Genomic DNA, 17266 nt, shown 5'->3' with positions numbered 1-17266 from the left:
CTCTTAAATAATCTTAATAAGTTTCCGGTCTCTTAATTGTCAATAATCAATAACTGTTGATTTCCTTTGAACAGCTTCACAGATATCCAAATTAATAATCAAACTTATAAATGGAATATACATGCATCATTGAGAAATTATAATCGTAACACTACACTAGAAATTAGATACATTTTTCTGGAAGCAGGCATGTGAAATTAAGCTGATGATGGTTATTAATGGTGGCTTGTTTCATTTGAGCTTGTCAAGATTTTACATCTGGAACACGCTCAAATGATGACATGCCGCCATTTAGAACCTTCCAGCGAAAATTTCACTAGTCCTGTGGAAGATAAATGTATCTGATTTCGGTAATTGTTGCATAATTCTAATTCTCACTTTGGATATCTTTAATATTTGAACAACTCTTTTCCTAACATATAATTATAGTAAATTAATTAGTCTTATTATATTTTCAGCTGTCTTTTCAATATTTTCTTTTCCTTTTACTAATGCCTCTTCTAAAGAAGTTGCCCCTTTAGTTATACCAAATATTGAATCTATACCTTTTTCATATAAGACTTCTATATCTTCTCCAACTCTTCCTGCCAATGCAATTACTGGTTTATTGTATTTCTTAGCAATTGTTGCAACCCCTAATGGTGTTTTACCATATTGAGTTTGGAAATCTATACTTCCTTCGCCTGTCCAAACCATATCTGCTTCTTTAACTTTTTCTTCAAGTTTAGCGTACTCTATCACCATTTCAATTCCTTTTTTTAAAGTACCATTTAAGAAAGCCATAAGTCCTGCACCAAGTCCTCCTGCTGCTCCAGCACCAGGTTCATTAATTACATCTTTTCCTAATTGCTTTTTTATTACATCTGCATAATGTCTTAAATTATCATCTAATACATCTATCATTGCTTTATTAGCACCTTTTTGTGGACCAAATACATTTGAAGCTCCCTTTTCACCACAAAGTGGATTATTAACATCGCAAGCTACTTCTATAGTAACATCTTTTAATCTAGCATCGAATTCACTTAAATCAATAGTATTTAATTTCCCAAGTTCTCCTCCGCCAAAACCTAATTCAGTTCCTTGTTTATCTAATAATTTTCCGCCAAGTGCTTGTATAACGCCTGCTCCTCCGTCATTCGTTGCACTTCCACCAATACCTATTAATAATTTTTTAACGCCATGATCTAAGCAAGCTTTTATAAGTTGTCCTGTACCATAAGTAGTAGTTAATAATGGATTCCTTTTTTCAGGAGAAACTAAATGTATTCCGCTTGCACTAGCCATTTCTAATATTCCTATTTCACCATCACCTAAAATTCCATATTCTGCTTCCACTTCATTTCCTAAAGGACCAACTACTTTTAAAGAATATATCTTTCCATCAGTCGCATCTACTAATGACTGCATAGTTCCTTCTCCACCATCAGCCATAGGTACATGTATACAATTAATCTTATCATTTACTTTCTTTATACCATTTTCTATTGCTTCACATACTTCTTTTGCTGTCATACTTTCCTTGAATGAGTCTGGTGCTAATACAATAGTTAATTCTTTTTCCATATTAAACTCTCCTTATTTCTCGCTTATATTAAAAACTAATTAATAATTGAAATTACATTAAAAATCCATATACAATTGTTGCTACAATACACGTAGCTCCACCAATTAGAGATTCAAGTGGCATTAACTTCATACGTTCCTTAATATCCATTTTTACACAATCTGCTGTAGTATGGAAGAATGTTCCGTGTGGTAAGTGATCAATTACTATTGCTCCTGTATGAACCATAACAGCTGCATTTAACGGAGCTACTCCCATAGCTAATATTGCTTTCCCAAAACTACCAGCTGCTACAAGTGCTCCTGTTGATGTTGATGCTGTAGCTCCTGCCATTAATATACCTGATATTGGTGCTAAAAATACTCCTGAAATACCTGTTGTTTGAATACAGTATACTACTGCATCACTTAAATTAGATTTAGAAATTATACCTGCTATTGCTCCTGCTCCAATTAAAATAACTGCTGTACCTGTCATTTTATTTAAACCTGAAGTTGTGTAAGGAATAAATTTATTAAATTTACCCATTGCAATTAACCCTATAATACCTGCAAATGGTAGTATAATCAATGAATCAATTTTAATCGCCGCAAGTGCTGGTATATTAAGCATACTTCCAACAGGACTAATTGCTAACAATATTATAGCTACTATTGGTGCTACCATTGCTTTGCCAAAACTTGTTTTTTCCTTATTAGTTGTTATTGCTGCTTCTGATTCTTTTATAGTTATTTCTTTAATTGCTTCTCCTCTTTTATTTAGCAATGTAGCAACAAAATATGTAACTACTAATCCTACTATTGCTGGAATAAATCCTCTTATCATTACTTGTGCCAAGTCTACATCAAACCCTTTTGCTACTGCAATAGTATTTGGATTAGGTGACATTATATTTCCAGACTTACCTCCACCTATCATAGCTAAAAGTATTGCAGATTTAGTAAGTCCTGCTTTTTTAGCTACAGATAATGCTATTGGTGCAACTATAATAACTGCAACTGTAACAAATACACCTACTGCTGTAATAACCATAGTTGCTAAAGCTATTGCAAGCAATGCTTTTTTCTCACCAAGTTTTTCTACTATAGTTTCTGCAATTTTTTCTGCTGCACCAGATTCAATCAAAATCCCTGCAAGTACTCCTGCTGCAAGTACTCTAACTACTGCCCCCATTACGCTACTAGTACCATCAATAAGCGCCTGTGTTGTTTGAGCTAAGCTCGCTCCTCCAATTAGTCCACCTATTATAGCTCCGCCAAAAAGTGCATATACTGGATTTACCTTTCTTAAAATTAATATTATTGCAATTGCTAAACCAATAACCGCTCCACTCCAATGAATAATTGCCATTTTACTTCCTCCTAAATTTAATAAATTAAAAAATTATATAACTTGCTACAATAGCTAAATAACGTTAACGTTTACTAACATATAAAATAATAATATATTTATTATTCATCTGATATTGTTTACTTAACGTTTTTTTTTGTTCATTTGCACAAATAATTTTATTTTTTTATACATTGAATCAATTATTTCCCATAAAATTAATGTTTTTTCTAATTTATTAACCAAATTTATCCTTAATATGCATTAATATAATTGTTCATTGAAGGAAGTCTTAATTAAAATGTATTTATGAATACAAATAAAACAGAAACTGTTATATCAAGTAAATCAGATAATATATTATTTTGTTATAAAAACAACTTAATATATTATTTTTTATCTTAATGTAACAGTCACTTAACTTCTTGTGGTCATTCAATTCTTAGTAATTTAATTTTTCTCTTAAACTTACTCTTTCTTACTTCACACTATTATATATTTTAGTAATGTAATCAACACTTTCATCTACATGTTCTGGTTTTGTACTTTCAAGAAACACCTCAATATAAGGATTATTTTCTTTTATTAGTGATAGTAACAATTCATAATTTAACAAACCTTTTCCAATTGGAACTAATTTAATTTCATTATCTTCACATATAAAATCTTTTGCATGAATAGCAACTATTCTATCTCCAAATAATTCAAAGTTTTTTTTCATCATCTCATCTTGATCTTTATAATTTTCTACAGTCATATAATTTGTTGGATCAAAAATTACTTGTAGATTATTAGATGGAATATTATTAAGTACCATCTTCATTCTTTCTGGAGTATTGATTATATGATTTGCAACTCCTTCAATAGCAACAATTACTCCAAACTTCTCAGCTTCTTCTACTAATATTCTTACAGAATTTAAAGTTCTTAAAAAAGCTTCTTCTGTATTATTTTCTGGTCCATAAACATATTCTTTGTTCAAAGCGCCAGTTTCTGTTCCCACAAGACTACATCCAAAATCTCTCGCAAATCTTATATGTTCTTTGAATCTATCTAATAATACCTTAAGTTCATCATTATCAGGATGAGCTATATTCACATAGCAACCTAATATACCTATACTTATATCATGTTTAGCAAATATATCTCTTATATGCTTTGCCATTCCTGGTGTTATATGAGCTTTATTAGCATTGAAGCCCGTATTAATTTTCCTTAGTGCTAACTGAACAGTTTTAAAATTCTTATTTTGTATACTTTCACTTAAATCTTCAAGATTAGTATGAACTACATCATGACATCTCATTCCAAGTCTCATAACAATTCTCCTTTATAATCACATTTTTTGCACACGTGTTCATTTTTCTGTTTCACTTTTAATATAAACAATTTTTAAATCAAACTTTACAAAAAATTGCGCCCTGCAATAGACTATAATTTTGTAATACATTTCTACATAATAAAAGTATCATAATTTAGTATTCTTTTCAACATTCAACTATGATGTATATAAAAAAATCGTAGGCGACTATGGATCCGGAGATTTTTAATATTAAGTTCCGTATTGTGCTTCGCACTCTTTTTATAGGTGCGCATCTGCCTTTTCGAACGCATGTGAGAAAAATCTGCACATTAGAAATGGCAGCTATGCTGCATATGAGAACATTTTATGCAGGCGAATATGATTTGTTTTTTATTCTTTTCTTATACACAACTCAGTTAGATAGTCTTTTTTATATATTATCCACAGATCTTACTGAATTATAAATTTCAAAGAATAAAAAAATTAGAGCTCATAATAAGCTCTAATTTTTTCAGGTATTACTTTAAAAAACGTCAGTAAATAATTTATTTTCTTTTACATCTTGTGTTACTTTAACAATCTTTTTTGTATCTCCAATTAAAATTGCTCCACATAAACGATTATTAGCGAAATAGTATTTTTCATATATTTTCTTAATTGGATCTTTGAATTCTACTGTTTTATATTTTAGATATGGATTTTTTCCATTATCTCCAATTGCATATATTGAAGTGTTCATTCCACTAAAAGTTAAAGCTGCATCTACTGTTTCATATTTCAAAGAATCTCCTGCAGCATTTGCTCCAGCTACTTTCCCCATTTCCAAAGCTTGTGGCCAAGTTCCATAATTTATTCCATCATATTCTGCACAATCTCCACAGGCATAGATATCTGCCACATTAGTTTCCATTTTTTCATTTACAAGCACGGATTTATGAGAATTGATTCCTGCTTCTTTAGCAATCTTCGAATTAGGCACTATTCCACAAGATACAATAATAAGGTCTGCCTCAAGAGTTTCATTTCCATTAATTTTAACTCCTGTTGCTAATTTTTTCCCTAATATTTCATCAATCTTAACATTTAATCTAATATCAATTCCAGTTCCTTTTATTACTTCTTCTAAGAACTTTCCACCTTCATGATCTAATTGTGTACCCATTAAGGTATCAGCAATTTCTAATACAGTAACTTTACACTTTGTTTTGCTTAATTCCCAAGCTGCTTCAAGCCCAAGAACTCCTCCACCAATTATAACTACATTTTTTACCTTTGGTAATACTTCTATAATTTTATCAACATCAGAAACACGACGTATTGCAATAACAGCTTTTTTATCAATTCCTGTTATTGGTGGAACAAAGCATTCAGAACCTAATGCATATATACATTTATCATATTTAAGTTTAATTCCATCATTAAATATTACTTCTTTTTCTTTTGTATCAAGCTTAATTATTTCTTTATCAAGAACATTAGTTATATTTTTTTCTTTGTACCAATATTTATCATGCATTAAGATTTGTTTTGGTCTAAATTTAGCTATAATTGATTTAGTTAACATAGGGCGATTATAGCCTAATATACTTTCATTTGAAACCATAACTATAGAACAAGTTTCATTTCTCTGCCTTATGGCGGTAGCTGCACTTACACCTGCCGCACCATTTCCTAAAATTAAATAGATTTCATCAGTGTTTTTCTTATAATCACTTTCATCATCATCAACCTCTATGAAGTTTTCTTTTCCAACTCCACAAACTGGGCAAATTTCAAGACTAGAATCAAATATTTCACCACAAACTAAACATTTTACTAAAGTTCTCTTTGCAGACTTCTTAGCTGGGTTTTCTTTATTTTGTAAAACACATCCAAAATTATATCCAAAATCATAAGCTTCACTTAAATCATTATCACTTGGCTTAAACTTAATACGTAAGCCTTCAACGATCTTCATATTAAGCTGCTTTAATCTTTGCATGATATGTGGAACTCCTTCTCCACTCCAACCATAACTTCCAAATGCACTAGCAAGTTTCCCTCCATGAGTTCGTGCAAACATTTTTATAGTTAATTCCCAAATTGGTTCTAGAGCTTCACCAACAATAGTAGGTGTTCCAAATAAAATACCATCAGCAAAAGTTAATTCTTCTAAAACTTTTTCTTTATCATCTTCTACTAAATCATAAGATCTTACATCTATATCTCCACTAGCTTTAATTCCTTCAGTTATCTTACCTGCTAATTCCTTAGTGTATCCATAAGCACTTACATAAGGAATAATAACTGTTTTCTTAGTATTTGGATTCACTACAGTACACCATTTTTTATAAAGCTCAATAATCTCATCAATTCTGCAATCTATAACTGGTCCATGTCCTGTACAAATCATATCTATCTCTAAATCTTTAATTCTATTCAAAGCTTTTACCATAAATGGATTTTTAAAAGGTCCTATAATGCAATCAAAATAATATTTAGTTGCTCTTAAATATCCTTCATTATCTGTAACTTTACTTAATAAAATTTCATCAAAACAATAATGAGATCCAAAAGAATCACAAGTCAATAAAGTCTTATCTTCTTCTATGTATGTGTACATTGTATCTGGCCAATGAAGATTTGGAAGCATCATAAAGCGTAAAGTTTTATCCCCTACATTTAAAGTATCATTTTCTTTTACAGTTATGCTATAAAAATCACGATTTACAATATTTTTTAAAAATCCAATTGCAACTTGTGTTCCAACAATTTTAATATTAGGATTTATCTCAATAAGCTTTTCTATACTTCCAGCATGATCTGGTTCAGTATGATTCACAACAATATAATCAATATCTTTAATATCCACCAACTTCTCTAATGCATTTAAATAACCATCAAAAAACTTTGCTTTAGCTGTTTCAAATAAAACTGTCTTATCACTTGTTTTAAGTAAATAAGAATTATATGAACTACCAAATTCTGTTTCCATAATAATATCAAATACTTTTAAGTCTTTGTCTAATACACCTGTCCAATAAAAATCCTTTTTCAATTCCAATATTTCCATAAACTAATTCCTCCCTTGATGCACTTAACCATATAATATATTATATCCTATTTTATTAATTATTAACAGTATATCAACTAATAATTGTTATTTATTAAAACATTTCTTTACAAAAAAATCACTTCGAAATTAAGAAATAATTTATCTATAAAAAGCCTATCAATAGCTTATACTTAATAAATTTTATACTGGTTTAGATATAAAAAACAGGAGACTTTTTTTAAAGTGTCCTGTTTATAGGTACCATTTTAAACTGCTTTTCTTTTTCTTATTTATTCCTATACTTTTTCTCTAAAATCATCGTTACCCATTCATTAGTTTTTGTGCTCTTTATTAATTCATATCCTTGAGCTTTTAATTCTTCATAAACAACATTACTGCTCCATTCTACTAAACCAGATACATACAATCTTCCATTATCCTTTATAACATTATTTATAAGTTCCATTGAAGCTAAAGTTTCTTCTCCACCAATATTAATGAATACTACATCAAATTTCTCTTTACTTCCTAAATCTTTAGATGTAACATCTGCAACGACAACTTCTATATTACTAATATTATTTAAGGTGGCATTATATAATACTTCACTAGTTACATCTCGTATATCTAATGCCACTATTTTTTTTGCATTTTTTAATGCAGCTGCTATACTTAATATTCCAGAACCAGTTCCTAAATCAAATATGCTCAAACCTGAAAAATCTTCTTCTAATATATACCTAAGAAAATCTTGCGTAGTTTCATGAAGCCCGGTACCAAAAGACCCTTGTGATTCAAAGTTTATTTTATTTTTCTTTCCATCAATCATTTCATTTGGTTCTGCAATTATCCATCCATTATTTAAATCTACTGGTTCAAATGGCTTCTGCCAGTTGTCATCTTTTATTTCTATTAAATTTATTTTTTTATCTAAATTTAATACTTCTTTTATTTTAGCAATACATTTTTCACATTCCTCATAGTTTTCACATTCTGGATAAACCTTTAATTCTATAACTTCATTTTCTTTTTCATAAAAGCCATATCCATTAGAATCAACAGTTACTTGATAGGGAGCATCATAATAAGTAGAATAGAACCCTATACTTATAAGTTTATCAAGTATTACTTCGATTTCAGAATAGTTTACAGAAAATGATATTTGGAACATATCCTTCACCTCATTTCAATATCTCGTGTACTTGCTTGTACACTGCTTTATTTTATTTATATCTTCAAATAATTTATAACATAAAATTAAGGCTTATGAATTAAGCCCTAATGTATTTATATTTTATTGAACTTTATTTGGATTTTCTTTATTTTGTAAAAGGCATCCAAAATTATATCCATAACCATATGCTTCTTTTAACTGAGCATCACTTGGTTTAAATTTAATACGAAATCCTTCATCAACAACCTTCATTCTTAACTGTTTTAATCTTTGAATAATGTTAGGAACTGCTTCTCCACTCCATCCATAACTTCCAAATGCACTTGCAAGTTTTCCTCCATGAGTTCTTGAAAAAATTGATGTTGTTAAATCCCAAATAGGTTTTAATGCATCACCTACTATTGTAGGAGTACCGAAAAGAATTCCATCTGCAAATTCAAGCTCTTCAAGCACTTTTCCTTGATCTGCTTCTTCCATATCATAAGTTCTTACATCTATTTCTCCACTTTCTTGGATCCCTTTAGAAATTTCATTAGCTAATTCTTTAGTATATCCATAAGCACTTACATATGGTATAATAACTGTTTTTCTAGGATTTGGATTAGTTACAGTTGACCATTTATAATAATATTCCTTCACTTCATCTATTCTGCAATCTAATACTGGACCATGTCCTGTACATATCATATCAACTTCTAAATCTTTAATTCTCTCTAAAGCCTTTACCATAAATGGGTTTTTAAATGGACCAATGATGCAATCAAAATAATATTTAAGAGCTCTTAAATATCCTTCATTATCAGTTAATTTACTTAATAATACACCATCGAAACTATAGTGAGAACCAAAAGAATCACAAGTAACTAATGTTTTATCTTCTTCAATATATGTATACATAGTATCAGGCCAATGAAGATTAGGAAGAGGCATGAAACGTAAAGTTTTATCACCTAAATCTAAGGTATCATTTTCCTTTACTTCAATACTTTCAAACTCTCTATTAACAATATTCTTTAAAAAACCTATAGCAACCTGAGTTGCAACAATTTTAATATTTGGATTAATATCTAAAAGTAATCCTATACTACCTGCATGATCTGGTTCTGTATGGCTTACTACAATATAATCAATATCCTTAATATCAACAAGTGCCTTTAATTCTTTCAAATAGTCTTCAAAAAATGTAACTTTCCCAGTTTCAAATAATACAGTCTTTTCACTGGTTTTAAATAAGTAAGAATTATACGAAGTACCAAACTCTGTCTCCATAACAATATCAAATTTTCTTAAATCTGGATCTAAAAGTCCTGTCCAGTATAAATTCTTTTTTAATTCTAGTGTCTTCATTGTATACCCTCCTTAGTAAATTCATCTATATTATACAACTTTCTTTTATTAATTGGTATTCTGATTAATTTGGTTGTATATAAATTTTCCTTTAGATTTATTGTTCTTTGTTTCTTATTACTAATACCACTAATAATAGTATTATGTTATACTATTATATGAAATTTATTTAAATTATTCACTTGTTGGAGGCAGTCATTATGTTTCAAAACTATGAACTATTATTTATTGTTGGAACTTTAGGCACTATAATTTCTTTTTGTATTTTGCTTATTAGTATGGTAAAAGGGATTAAAGGGTTAAGAATTCTATCTGGCATTTTAATATGCATTTTTGTTATGACATTTTCTGGCGGTATCGCTTTAGGATATAATAATTATGAAAAAACAAAGAAAAATGTAAAAGCATCTGATAAAGTTGAGGAAATTCCCAAAGTAACAAGTGGCGCTATAACTGATCCTATTGTTATAACAGAAAAATCTTTTACTGAAGATGATTCTTACTACTATAGTGAATTTGAAATTAAAAATAATACATCACTTGAAATATCAAAAATTTCATATCATATAGCTTTTACTGATAAATTTACGCAAGCAGGTCTTGCTCATGATGAACATTTATTTCTTCTTGATTCAGTAATTCCTCCAAAGAAGACTGTAGTAAAAAATTATATTTGCAAGAAATATTATGATAATAAAAAAACAGGTTCTAGTAATCCAAAACTAGCTAAAATTCAAGATATTGTTTGCTATGTAAATGTTAATGGACAAGAACAGACTTTTAAGCTTGACGATTTAAAAGCACTTGGAAATAATATAAAATAATTCATAGATAATTACTCGATATGCAAGTTACTTAAAATATTTTTGGTAAACCCCGAAAATTTAAATTTATTGCACTTTTTCAAAGCAAATAAAGAGTTAGAAAAATACAATGTTAAATTGCTTTTCTCTAGCTCTTATTTTATTTACACTCTAAAATTATTAATATTTGTATTTATAAATAAATTACCACTATAAAACTTTATTATTAGTGAACATATTTTTTATGTCTTTTGTTGCTTGCGTAATATCTTTTTGAGCAATTATAGCAGATACTATTGCAAGTCCATCAATCCTTATTCCTTCAAAATCTTTAACTCTTTCTTTATTTATTCCACCAATCACTACTATAGGTATAGATACCTTATTTCTTATTTTCTTTAGTTCCTCTATACTTGTATGCTTTGCATCTTTTTTAGTTCCAGTTGAATACATTGCACCAACTCCTAAATAATCTGCACCTTCATTTTGGGCTTTTATTGCTTCTTCTAAATTACCTGTTGAAACACCAATAATTTTGTCTTCTCCTAGAATTTTTCTAACAATTGTCAAGGGTAAATCACTTTGTCCTACATGTACCCCTGCTGCATCAACTGCTTGAGCAATGTCTAATCTATCATTTATTAATAGTGGCACCTTATATTTATCAGTGATTTCCTTAACTTTAACTGCTGTATTATAAAAATCAAGTGAGGAACAATCTTTTTCCCTTAATTGAACTAAGGTACAACCTCCCATAATTGCTTTTTCTACAGCTTCTTCCAAAGTTTCTGTACTCATTAAATCTCTATCTGTTACAAGATAAATACTATAATCTATTTGGGGCTTCATAAATTTTTCCTCCTCATATATGTCCTTATTATTTTATAGTTCTTTAGCTTTAGCCATCTTTCCAATTATTTCAGAGTTTAAATTACTTATAGCATCTATAATTGCAATATGGAAACTTCCTGTTCCTACTTGGCCAGCCTTTTCAAATGCAATTTCTCCAGCTATCCCCATAGATATTATTCCAGAAACTGCAGCTAAAAAACAATCTGTTCCTGCGCCACAATATGCACCTACTAATGCAGTTGTCATGCATCCTGTTCCTGTTACATTTGCAAGCATTTTATGTCCATTCTCAAGAATTACACCCCTTTTTCCATCAGCAATAATATCAGTTACTCCTGTTATTGCAACTGTACAATTAAGCATAAGAGCTAATTTTTTAGCAATAATTACCCCTTCTTCATTTGCAGCATTAATATCTGCTTCTGACGCATCTACGCCCTTAGTAGTTGCTTGTAAGCCTGCTATAAACTTAACTTCAGACATATTTCCACGTAAAACACTTACTTTTACTTCTTCTAATATTCTCTTGGTAGTTGCATTTCTAAATTCAGATGCACCTGCTCCAACTGGATCAAATACAACTGGAATATTTAATTCATTAGCTTTCTTACCTGAAGCAATCATAGCTTCAATTGTTCTTTCATTTAAAGTACCAATATTAATTACAAGTGCAGAAGAAATACTTGTAATATCTGCTGCTTCTCTTATATCATCCGCCATGATTGGCGATGCCCCTAAAGCAAGTAAGATATTGGCACAATCATTTACTGTAACATAATTAGTTATATTATGTACAAGCGGCTTCTTATTCTTAACCTCTTCTAATAACTTTCCTATTTCTTCAACTATTTTATTTTCCATAAATACTTTAGTAGGACAATAGCTTATAATTTCACCTGCCTACTAAACTCACCTCCATTTTATTAATTGTCAATGATCAGTGATCAATGCGAAAAATTTGATGATTAATTATCAATGATAATAAAAAAATTCAATGTTAAATTATCACTGCCGCAATACTCTATCGTCAAGGCTCAACTCATAACTCCTAACTAAATTACCTAACTCATACCTCTTAACTCTCAACTTTTAACTGAACTACCTCTCCATTTAATATCTTATTAGTAGTTCGTACTGCACACATTTTTCCACACATAGAACAACTATGCTGATCTTCTGGTGGTATACTTTCAAAGTATTCCCTTGCTTTCTTTCCATCAATGGCAATCTTAAACATACCTTCCCAATCAAGCTTTTGACGTGCATCTGCCATATCATTATCTCTATCTCTTGAGCCTGGAATACCATTAGCAATATCTGCTGCATGAGCTGCAATCTTTGATGCAATAATACCTTCTCTAACATCTGATAAATCTGGTAGTCTCAAATGTTCCGCAGGTGTTACATAGCAAAGGAAATTTGCACCATGAGTTGCTGCAATAGCACCTCCAATTGCTGATGTAATATGATCATAACCTGGAGCAATATCTGTAACAAGAGGCCCTAATACATAAAATGGTGCTCCATGACATAATCTCTTTTCAATTTGCATATTTGCTGCAATTTCATTCATAGCCATATGTCCAGGTCCTTCAATCATAACTTGGACATCCTTTTCCCAAGCCCTCTTTGTTAACAAGCCTAATTCTATAAGTTCTGTGATTTGCCCAGCATCTGTTGAATCATCAAGACACCCTGGTCTCATTGCATCTCCTAAACTTATTGTCACATCATATTCTCTTAGGATTTCTAATAACTCATCATAATATTCATAAAATGGATTTTCATTACCTGTCATCTCCATCCATGCAAATAACAAGGACCCCCCACGAGAAACAATATTTAATCTTCTCTTATCTTCCTTAAATAGTGAGACAGTTCTCTTATTTATCCCAGCATGAATGGTAACAAAATCAACTCCTGCCTTTGCATGTGCTAAAACTACATCAAGAAAATCCTTAGCCTTTATATCCATTAAATCTTTTTCAAGGTATCCAATTGCATCGTACATTGGTACTGTTCCTATCATTGCTGGAGAATATTCAATGAGCTTTTCTCTAAATTCTTGAGTCTTCCCATAATTACTCAAATCCATTATTGCTTCTGCTCCAAATTCTATTGCCATTTTTACTTTTTCCATTTCTCTGCAATAATCAACTGAGTCTCCTGAAATACCAAGGTTAACATTTATTTTTGTTCTAAGACCATCCCCAATTCCTTCTGGGCTAAGTGATTTATGATTAATATTAGCTGGAATTACAATTCTGCCTTCTGCTATAAGCTTCATTAATTTTTCTTCTGAAATATTTTCTTTATCAGCAACTACCTTCATTTCTTTAGTTAGCATACCTTTTTTAGCAGCTTCCATTTGTGTTTTATAATTCATTTTTCAACTCTCCTTAAATCTCATTTTAATATTTAAACTATTACCTAAACCAACTCTTACTTTAACAAAGCAATAAATTTTTTATGAATTCTTGTTTTCGCTTTGTGCTTTTTCTAAAAGTGTATAAAGTTCATAAAAATGATTAGTAGGCCCAACACCTTTCCCAAGTTCAAAACCATGCTCTATAGCTACTGTTATATATCTTTTACCTTCTTTGACAGCCTCCTCCATAGTCATACCCTTTGCTAAATTTGCTGCTATAGCTGAGGATAATGTGCAGCCAGTTCCATGAGTGTGAATTGTATTTATTCTTTCTTGTGGTAAAAATACAAAACTTTCTCCATCAAATAATAAATCAGTAGCTTCATTTTCTAAATGTCCACCTTTAACTAAGACTGCTTGTGGTCCAAGTTCCTTTAGCTTTAAAGCTGCTTCCTTCATTTCTTCTATATTATTTATTTTTAGCCCTAAAATTTCTTCTGCTTCTGGTAAATTTGGAGTTATTAAAACAGCCAAAGGAAATAATTCTTTAACCAAAGTGTCTTTAGCATCCTTTGATAGCAAATTGAATCCACTTTTAGAAATCATAACAGGATCTAATACTATTGGCGGTAATTTTTCAATTTTCCTCAAGGCTTTTGAAATAGCTTTAATTGATTCAATCTTTGAAACCATGCCTATCTTTACAGCATCAACTCTTATGTCCTCAAAAATAACATCTATTTGGGATTCTATCATTTCTGGATTTATGTCTTGAATTCCAAAAACCCCCATTGTATTTTGAGCCGTTACAGCTGTAATAACACTCATTCCATAAACTCCATTAGCTGAAAAAGATTTTAAATCAGCTTGAATTCCTGCTCCTCCACAAGTATCTGAACCTGCTATAGTCAATGCTCTGAACATAAAATCATCCTTTCTCCCTATTAAATTATTTAAATATGATCCACACTGTGTTTTTTATCTGATGTCACTTCATTATTTATAAGTATTTTCTTTATTATAGGGATATTTACAAAGAAATATGCTATAATTGCTCCAACACTGCAGCTTGATATAAATGGAATTACATATACAAACACTGCTACTTGTTTTCCTAAAATTAATGCTGCTACTGGATAAGCTAATACTGCTCCTAATATTCCTGTACCAACTATTTCTCCAACTACAGCTATACTTGGTTTTCTAAATTTCTTATAAAGAATTCCTGCAAGGAATGCCCCAACCATACTTCCTGGGAATGCTAATAAACTTCCTGTCCCCATAATATTTCTTATAAGGGATGTAATAAATGCATTTGCAACTGCATACATTGGTCCTAAGGTCACTGCGCCAACCACATTTACAAAATGTTGAATTGGCGAGATTTTAGCTGCTCCAACTGGTATAGAAAAGGTTCCAAATATAACAGAGATACCAATTAAAACACCACTTAATGCAATTTTCTGTGCTTTACTTTTTTCTTTCATAAAAAATTCCTCCTTAAAAATCAATGAAATGATATTTGTGAAATTAAATTTTATAAAATTCTTTATAGATTTTATAATTGATTAACTTTAAGAAGTTATTATTTTAAACAAAAAAAATGTATCCCAAGGGATACATTAAATTATCTGCAAAAATATATGCACAAAAAACATCAATATACTTCCCTACGTTGGTACTAGCCAAATCAGGTTATAAGAGTCCAGGAAATCAATCTTTCCAATCTCAGCTAAAATATTAGCTCCCCTAGTTATTCAATTATAAAATTTTCATTCACAGCTTAAAGATTATACCAATCCTTATAAAACGTCAAGTAATATTTAATAGAAAAAGTGCTCCATCTTACAAAAATTAGAACTTTTTCTTATATTAACATTGTTATTTTGCTTGGCTCAGAGCATTTGCAACAGCACTCATTATTCCTTTTGAACTATAAGTTGCTCCTGAAACTGTATCTACTGCTGTTGACTGCTTCGAAATTATACTATTCATTATAGTATTTTCAACTCTTTGATAAAACTTAGGAGTATCTTGGTTAGATACTGTTTTTATACCAGTTATTTTTCCACCTGATATATTAACTGAAACCTTAGTTGTTCCTCCTCTATAGCCTGTTCCAGCTCCTGTATATGTTCCATCTTTATATTCACCTGCACTACTACTTGTTTTAGAATTTGTACTATTAGTTGTGCTTTCATTTCCTTGACTTGCTACTGTATTTGAAGCTTCACTATTTTGAGTTTCACTAGTTTTATCAGATACACTATTATTTGTTGATGAAATTAAAGCATTTTCAACAGCACTCATAATTCCCTTACTACTAAAGGTTGCTCCTGAAACTGTATCCACCGACACTGACTGTTTAGAAATTATACTATTCATTATAGTACTTTCAACTCTTTTATAAAACTTTGGAGTGTCTTGATTAGATACTGTTTTTATATCAGTTATTTTTCCACCCGATACTGTAACTGAAACTTTAGTTATTCCTCCTCTATAGCCTTCTCCACTTCCTGTATATGTTCCATCTTTATATTTTTGTGAAGAACTCTCTGATACTGATGAACTTTGAGTTGCATTGCTTGATATAGTGCTATTATTTGATATTATACCAGAATTACTTAATGCATCTGCACCAAAATTAGTTAATCCATAAACACCTAACATTGCAGCCATTGCAAAAGAACCAGCTAAATTTTGATTTACATCTTGACCTAAAATATTTATATTGGCATTTTTTCTTGGGCACACTTCTGTACACTTTAAACAGTTAATACAATCGCCACCCTTAACACCATCTACCTTATAAAGGTTTAATCCCATAGAACAATTAATAGTGCAAACTCTGCATTTGCCACAATCTGCTTTTGGTTTGTTTATTTTTACTATTCCAAATTTAGATATTATGGAAAATATTGCACCTAATGGACATAAGTATCTACAGAAAAATCTTTCAATAAAGGCTGCTCCTATTGTTATTAATATTAAGAGAATTAATCCTATTAACAAAGTTGAAACATCAGTTATTTGCCCAAAAGCATCCCAAGGACTTGTACTTTCTAATATACTGCTTCCAAATGTCCATGAAACAATTATTATAAATAGTAATATTACATACTTTGCATATTTTAATATTGAATCAACTTTTTCATCAACTTTATATTTCCCTTTAAAAACTTTTTTTGATAGGTAATATATTAAATCATTATATGCTCCAAAAGCACATATCCATCCGCAAAACCATCTTCCCATAACTATAGTTAATAGCATAACCACTACAAACTCCACTAAACTTGGAAATGCTTGAAGAAAGTTAAAATTACCATTAATAATCATTTGATAAACTGCTTTTACCTCACTAAACGTCATTGCATAAATTCCAGGCATTATTAGAAACATAATTAACTGTATAACATACCTTAATACTTGAGATTTTTTTATTTTTTTACCCATATCTTTTTCTCCTTTTAAGCCTAATCTTTTATA

The 17266-nt window shown here is 30.2% G+C and carries 13 protein-coding genes and 1 riboswitch; of the genes, 1 reads left to right on the top strand and 12 read right to left on the bottom strand.

All coding sequences use genetic code 11. The features are described 5' to 3' along the window. Positions 1 to 423: 423 nt before the first annotated feature. The 6 genes from CSPA_RS04160 to CSPA_RS04135 all read right to left on the bottom strand — a co-directional run bounded on the left by CSPA_RS04160 (position 424) and on the right by CSPA_RS04135 (position 9754). Positions 424 to 1566, bottom strand: coding sequence for a glycerate kinase family protein (locus CSPA_RS04160; protein ID WP_015390954.1), 1143 nt, complete (start codon positions 1564 to 1566; stop codon positions 424 to 426). A gap of 52 nt (positions 1567 to 1618) precedes the next feature. After that, positions 1619 to 2917 carry a GntP family permease gene (locus CSPA_RS04155; protein WP_015390953.1) on the bottom strand — a complete coding sequence of 433 codons (1299 nt, stop codon included), beginning with the start codon at positions 2915 to 2917 and terminating at the stop codon, positions 1619 to 1621. Between the two features lie 457 nt (positions 2918 to 3374). Further along, entirely contained in the window at positions 3375 to 4214 is an 840-nt protein-coding gene (locus CSPA_RS04150; protein WP_015390952.1) for a sugar phosphate isomerase/epimerase family protein, read from the bottom strand. 508 nt (positions 4215 to 4722) lie between these two features. Beyond that, positions 4723 to 7251, bottom strand: a complete 2529-nt coding sequence (locus tag CSPA_RS04145) for an FAD-dependent oxidoreductase (protein WP_015390950.1) — start codon at positions 7249 to 7251, stop codon at positions 4723 to 4725. A gap of 268 nt (positions 7252 to 7519) precedes the next feature. Continuing rightward, positions 7520 to 8404 carry a 50S ribosomal protein L11 methyltransferase gene (locus tag CSPA_RS04140; protein ID WP_015390949.1) on the bottom strand — a complete coding sequence of 295 codons (885 nt, stop codon included), beginning with the start codon at positions 8402 to 8404 and terminating at the stop codon, positions 7520 to 7522. Positions 8405 to 8527: 123 nt separating this feature from the next. Then, positions 8528 to 9754 (bottom strand): FprA family A-type flavoprotein, encoded by a 1227-nt coding sequence (locus CSPA_RS04135; protein WP_015390948.1) that lies wholly within the window; start codon positions 9752 to 9754, stop codon positions 8528 to 8530. Between the two features lie 200 nt (positions 9755 to 9954). Here CSPA_RS04135 and CSPA_RS04130 point away from each other — a divergent pair, with 200 nt between their 5' ends. Continuing rightward, positions 9955 to 10578 carry a hypothetical protein gene (locus CSPA_RS04130; RefSeq protein WP_015390947.1) on the top strand — a complete coding sequence of 208 codons (624 nt, stop codon included), beginning with the start codon at positions 9955 to 9957 and terminating at the stop codon, positions 10576 to 10578. 189 nt (positions 10579 to 10767) lie between these two features. Here the strand turns inward: CSPA_RS04130 and thiE are convergent, their stop codons facing one another. The 6 genes from thiE to CSPA_RS04100 all read right to left on the bottom strand — a co-directional run bounded on the left by thiE (position 10768) and on the right by CSPA_RS04100 (position 17233). Further along, positions 10768 to 11406, bottom strand: coding sequence for a thiamine phosphate synthase (gene thiE / locus CSPA_RS04125; protein WP_015390946.1), 639 nt, complete (start codon positions 11404 to 11406; stop codon positions 10768 to 10770). Between the two features lie 33 nt (positions 11407 to 11439). Continuing rightward, a complete protein-coding gene (gene thiM / locus CSPA_RS04120) occupies positions 11440 to 12270 on the bottom strand; it encodes a hydroxyethylthiazole kinase (protein WP_015390945.1) in 831 nt (276 codons plus the stop codon). A gap of 214 nt (positions 12271 to 12484) precedes the next feature. Then, entirely contained in the window at positions 12485 to 13795 is a 1311-nt protein-coding gene (gene thiC / locus CSPA_RS04115; protein WP_015390944.1) for a phosphomethylpyrimidine synthase ThiC, read from the bottom strand. 81 nt (positions 13796 to 13876) lie between these two features. Then, complete coding sequence (gene thiD / locus CSPA_RS04110; protein ID WP_015390943.1) at positions 13877 to 14701, bottom strand: bifunctional hydroxymethylpyrimidine kinase/phosphomethylpyrimidine kinase; 825 nt, start codon at positions 14699 to 14701, stop codon at positions 13877 to 13879. Between the two features lie 29 nt (positions 14702 to 14730). After that, complete coding sequence (gene thiW / locus CSPA_RS04105) at positions 14731 to 15264, bottom strand: energy coupling factor transporter S component ThiW (protein ID WP_015390942.1); 534 nt, start codon at positions 15262 to 15264, stop codon at positions 14731 to 14733. 163 nt (positions 15265 to 15427) lie between these two features. Beyond that, positions 15428 to 15538, bottom strand: a riboswitch (TPP riboswitch). A 120-nt stretch (positions 15539 to 15658) separates the two neighbouring features. Further along, complete coding sequence (locus CSPA_RS04100; protein WP_015390941.1) at positions 15659 to 17233, bottom strand: FMN-binding protein; 1575 nt, start codon at positions 17231 to 17233, stop codon at positions 15659 to 15661. Positions 17234 to 17266: the final 33 nt, after the last annotated feature.

The sequence above is a fragment of the Clostridium saccharoperbutylacetonicum N1-4(HMT) genome (assembly GCF_000340885.1).
In the GTDB taxonomy this organism is placed as follows: domain Bacteria; phylum Bacillota; class Clostridia; order Clostridiales; family Clostridiaceae; genus Clostridium; species Clostridium saccharoperbutylacetonicum.
Note: the sequence above shows the minus strand (reverse complement) of the source record. Positions and strands in the feature narration are given on the sequence as shown.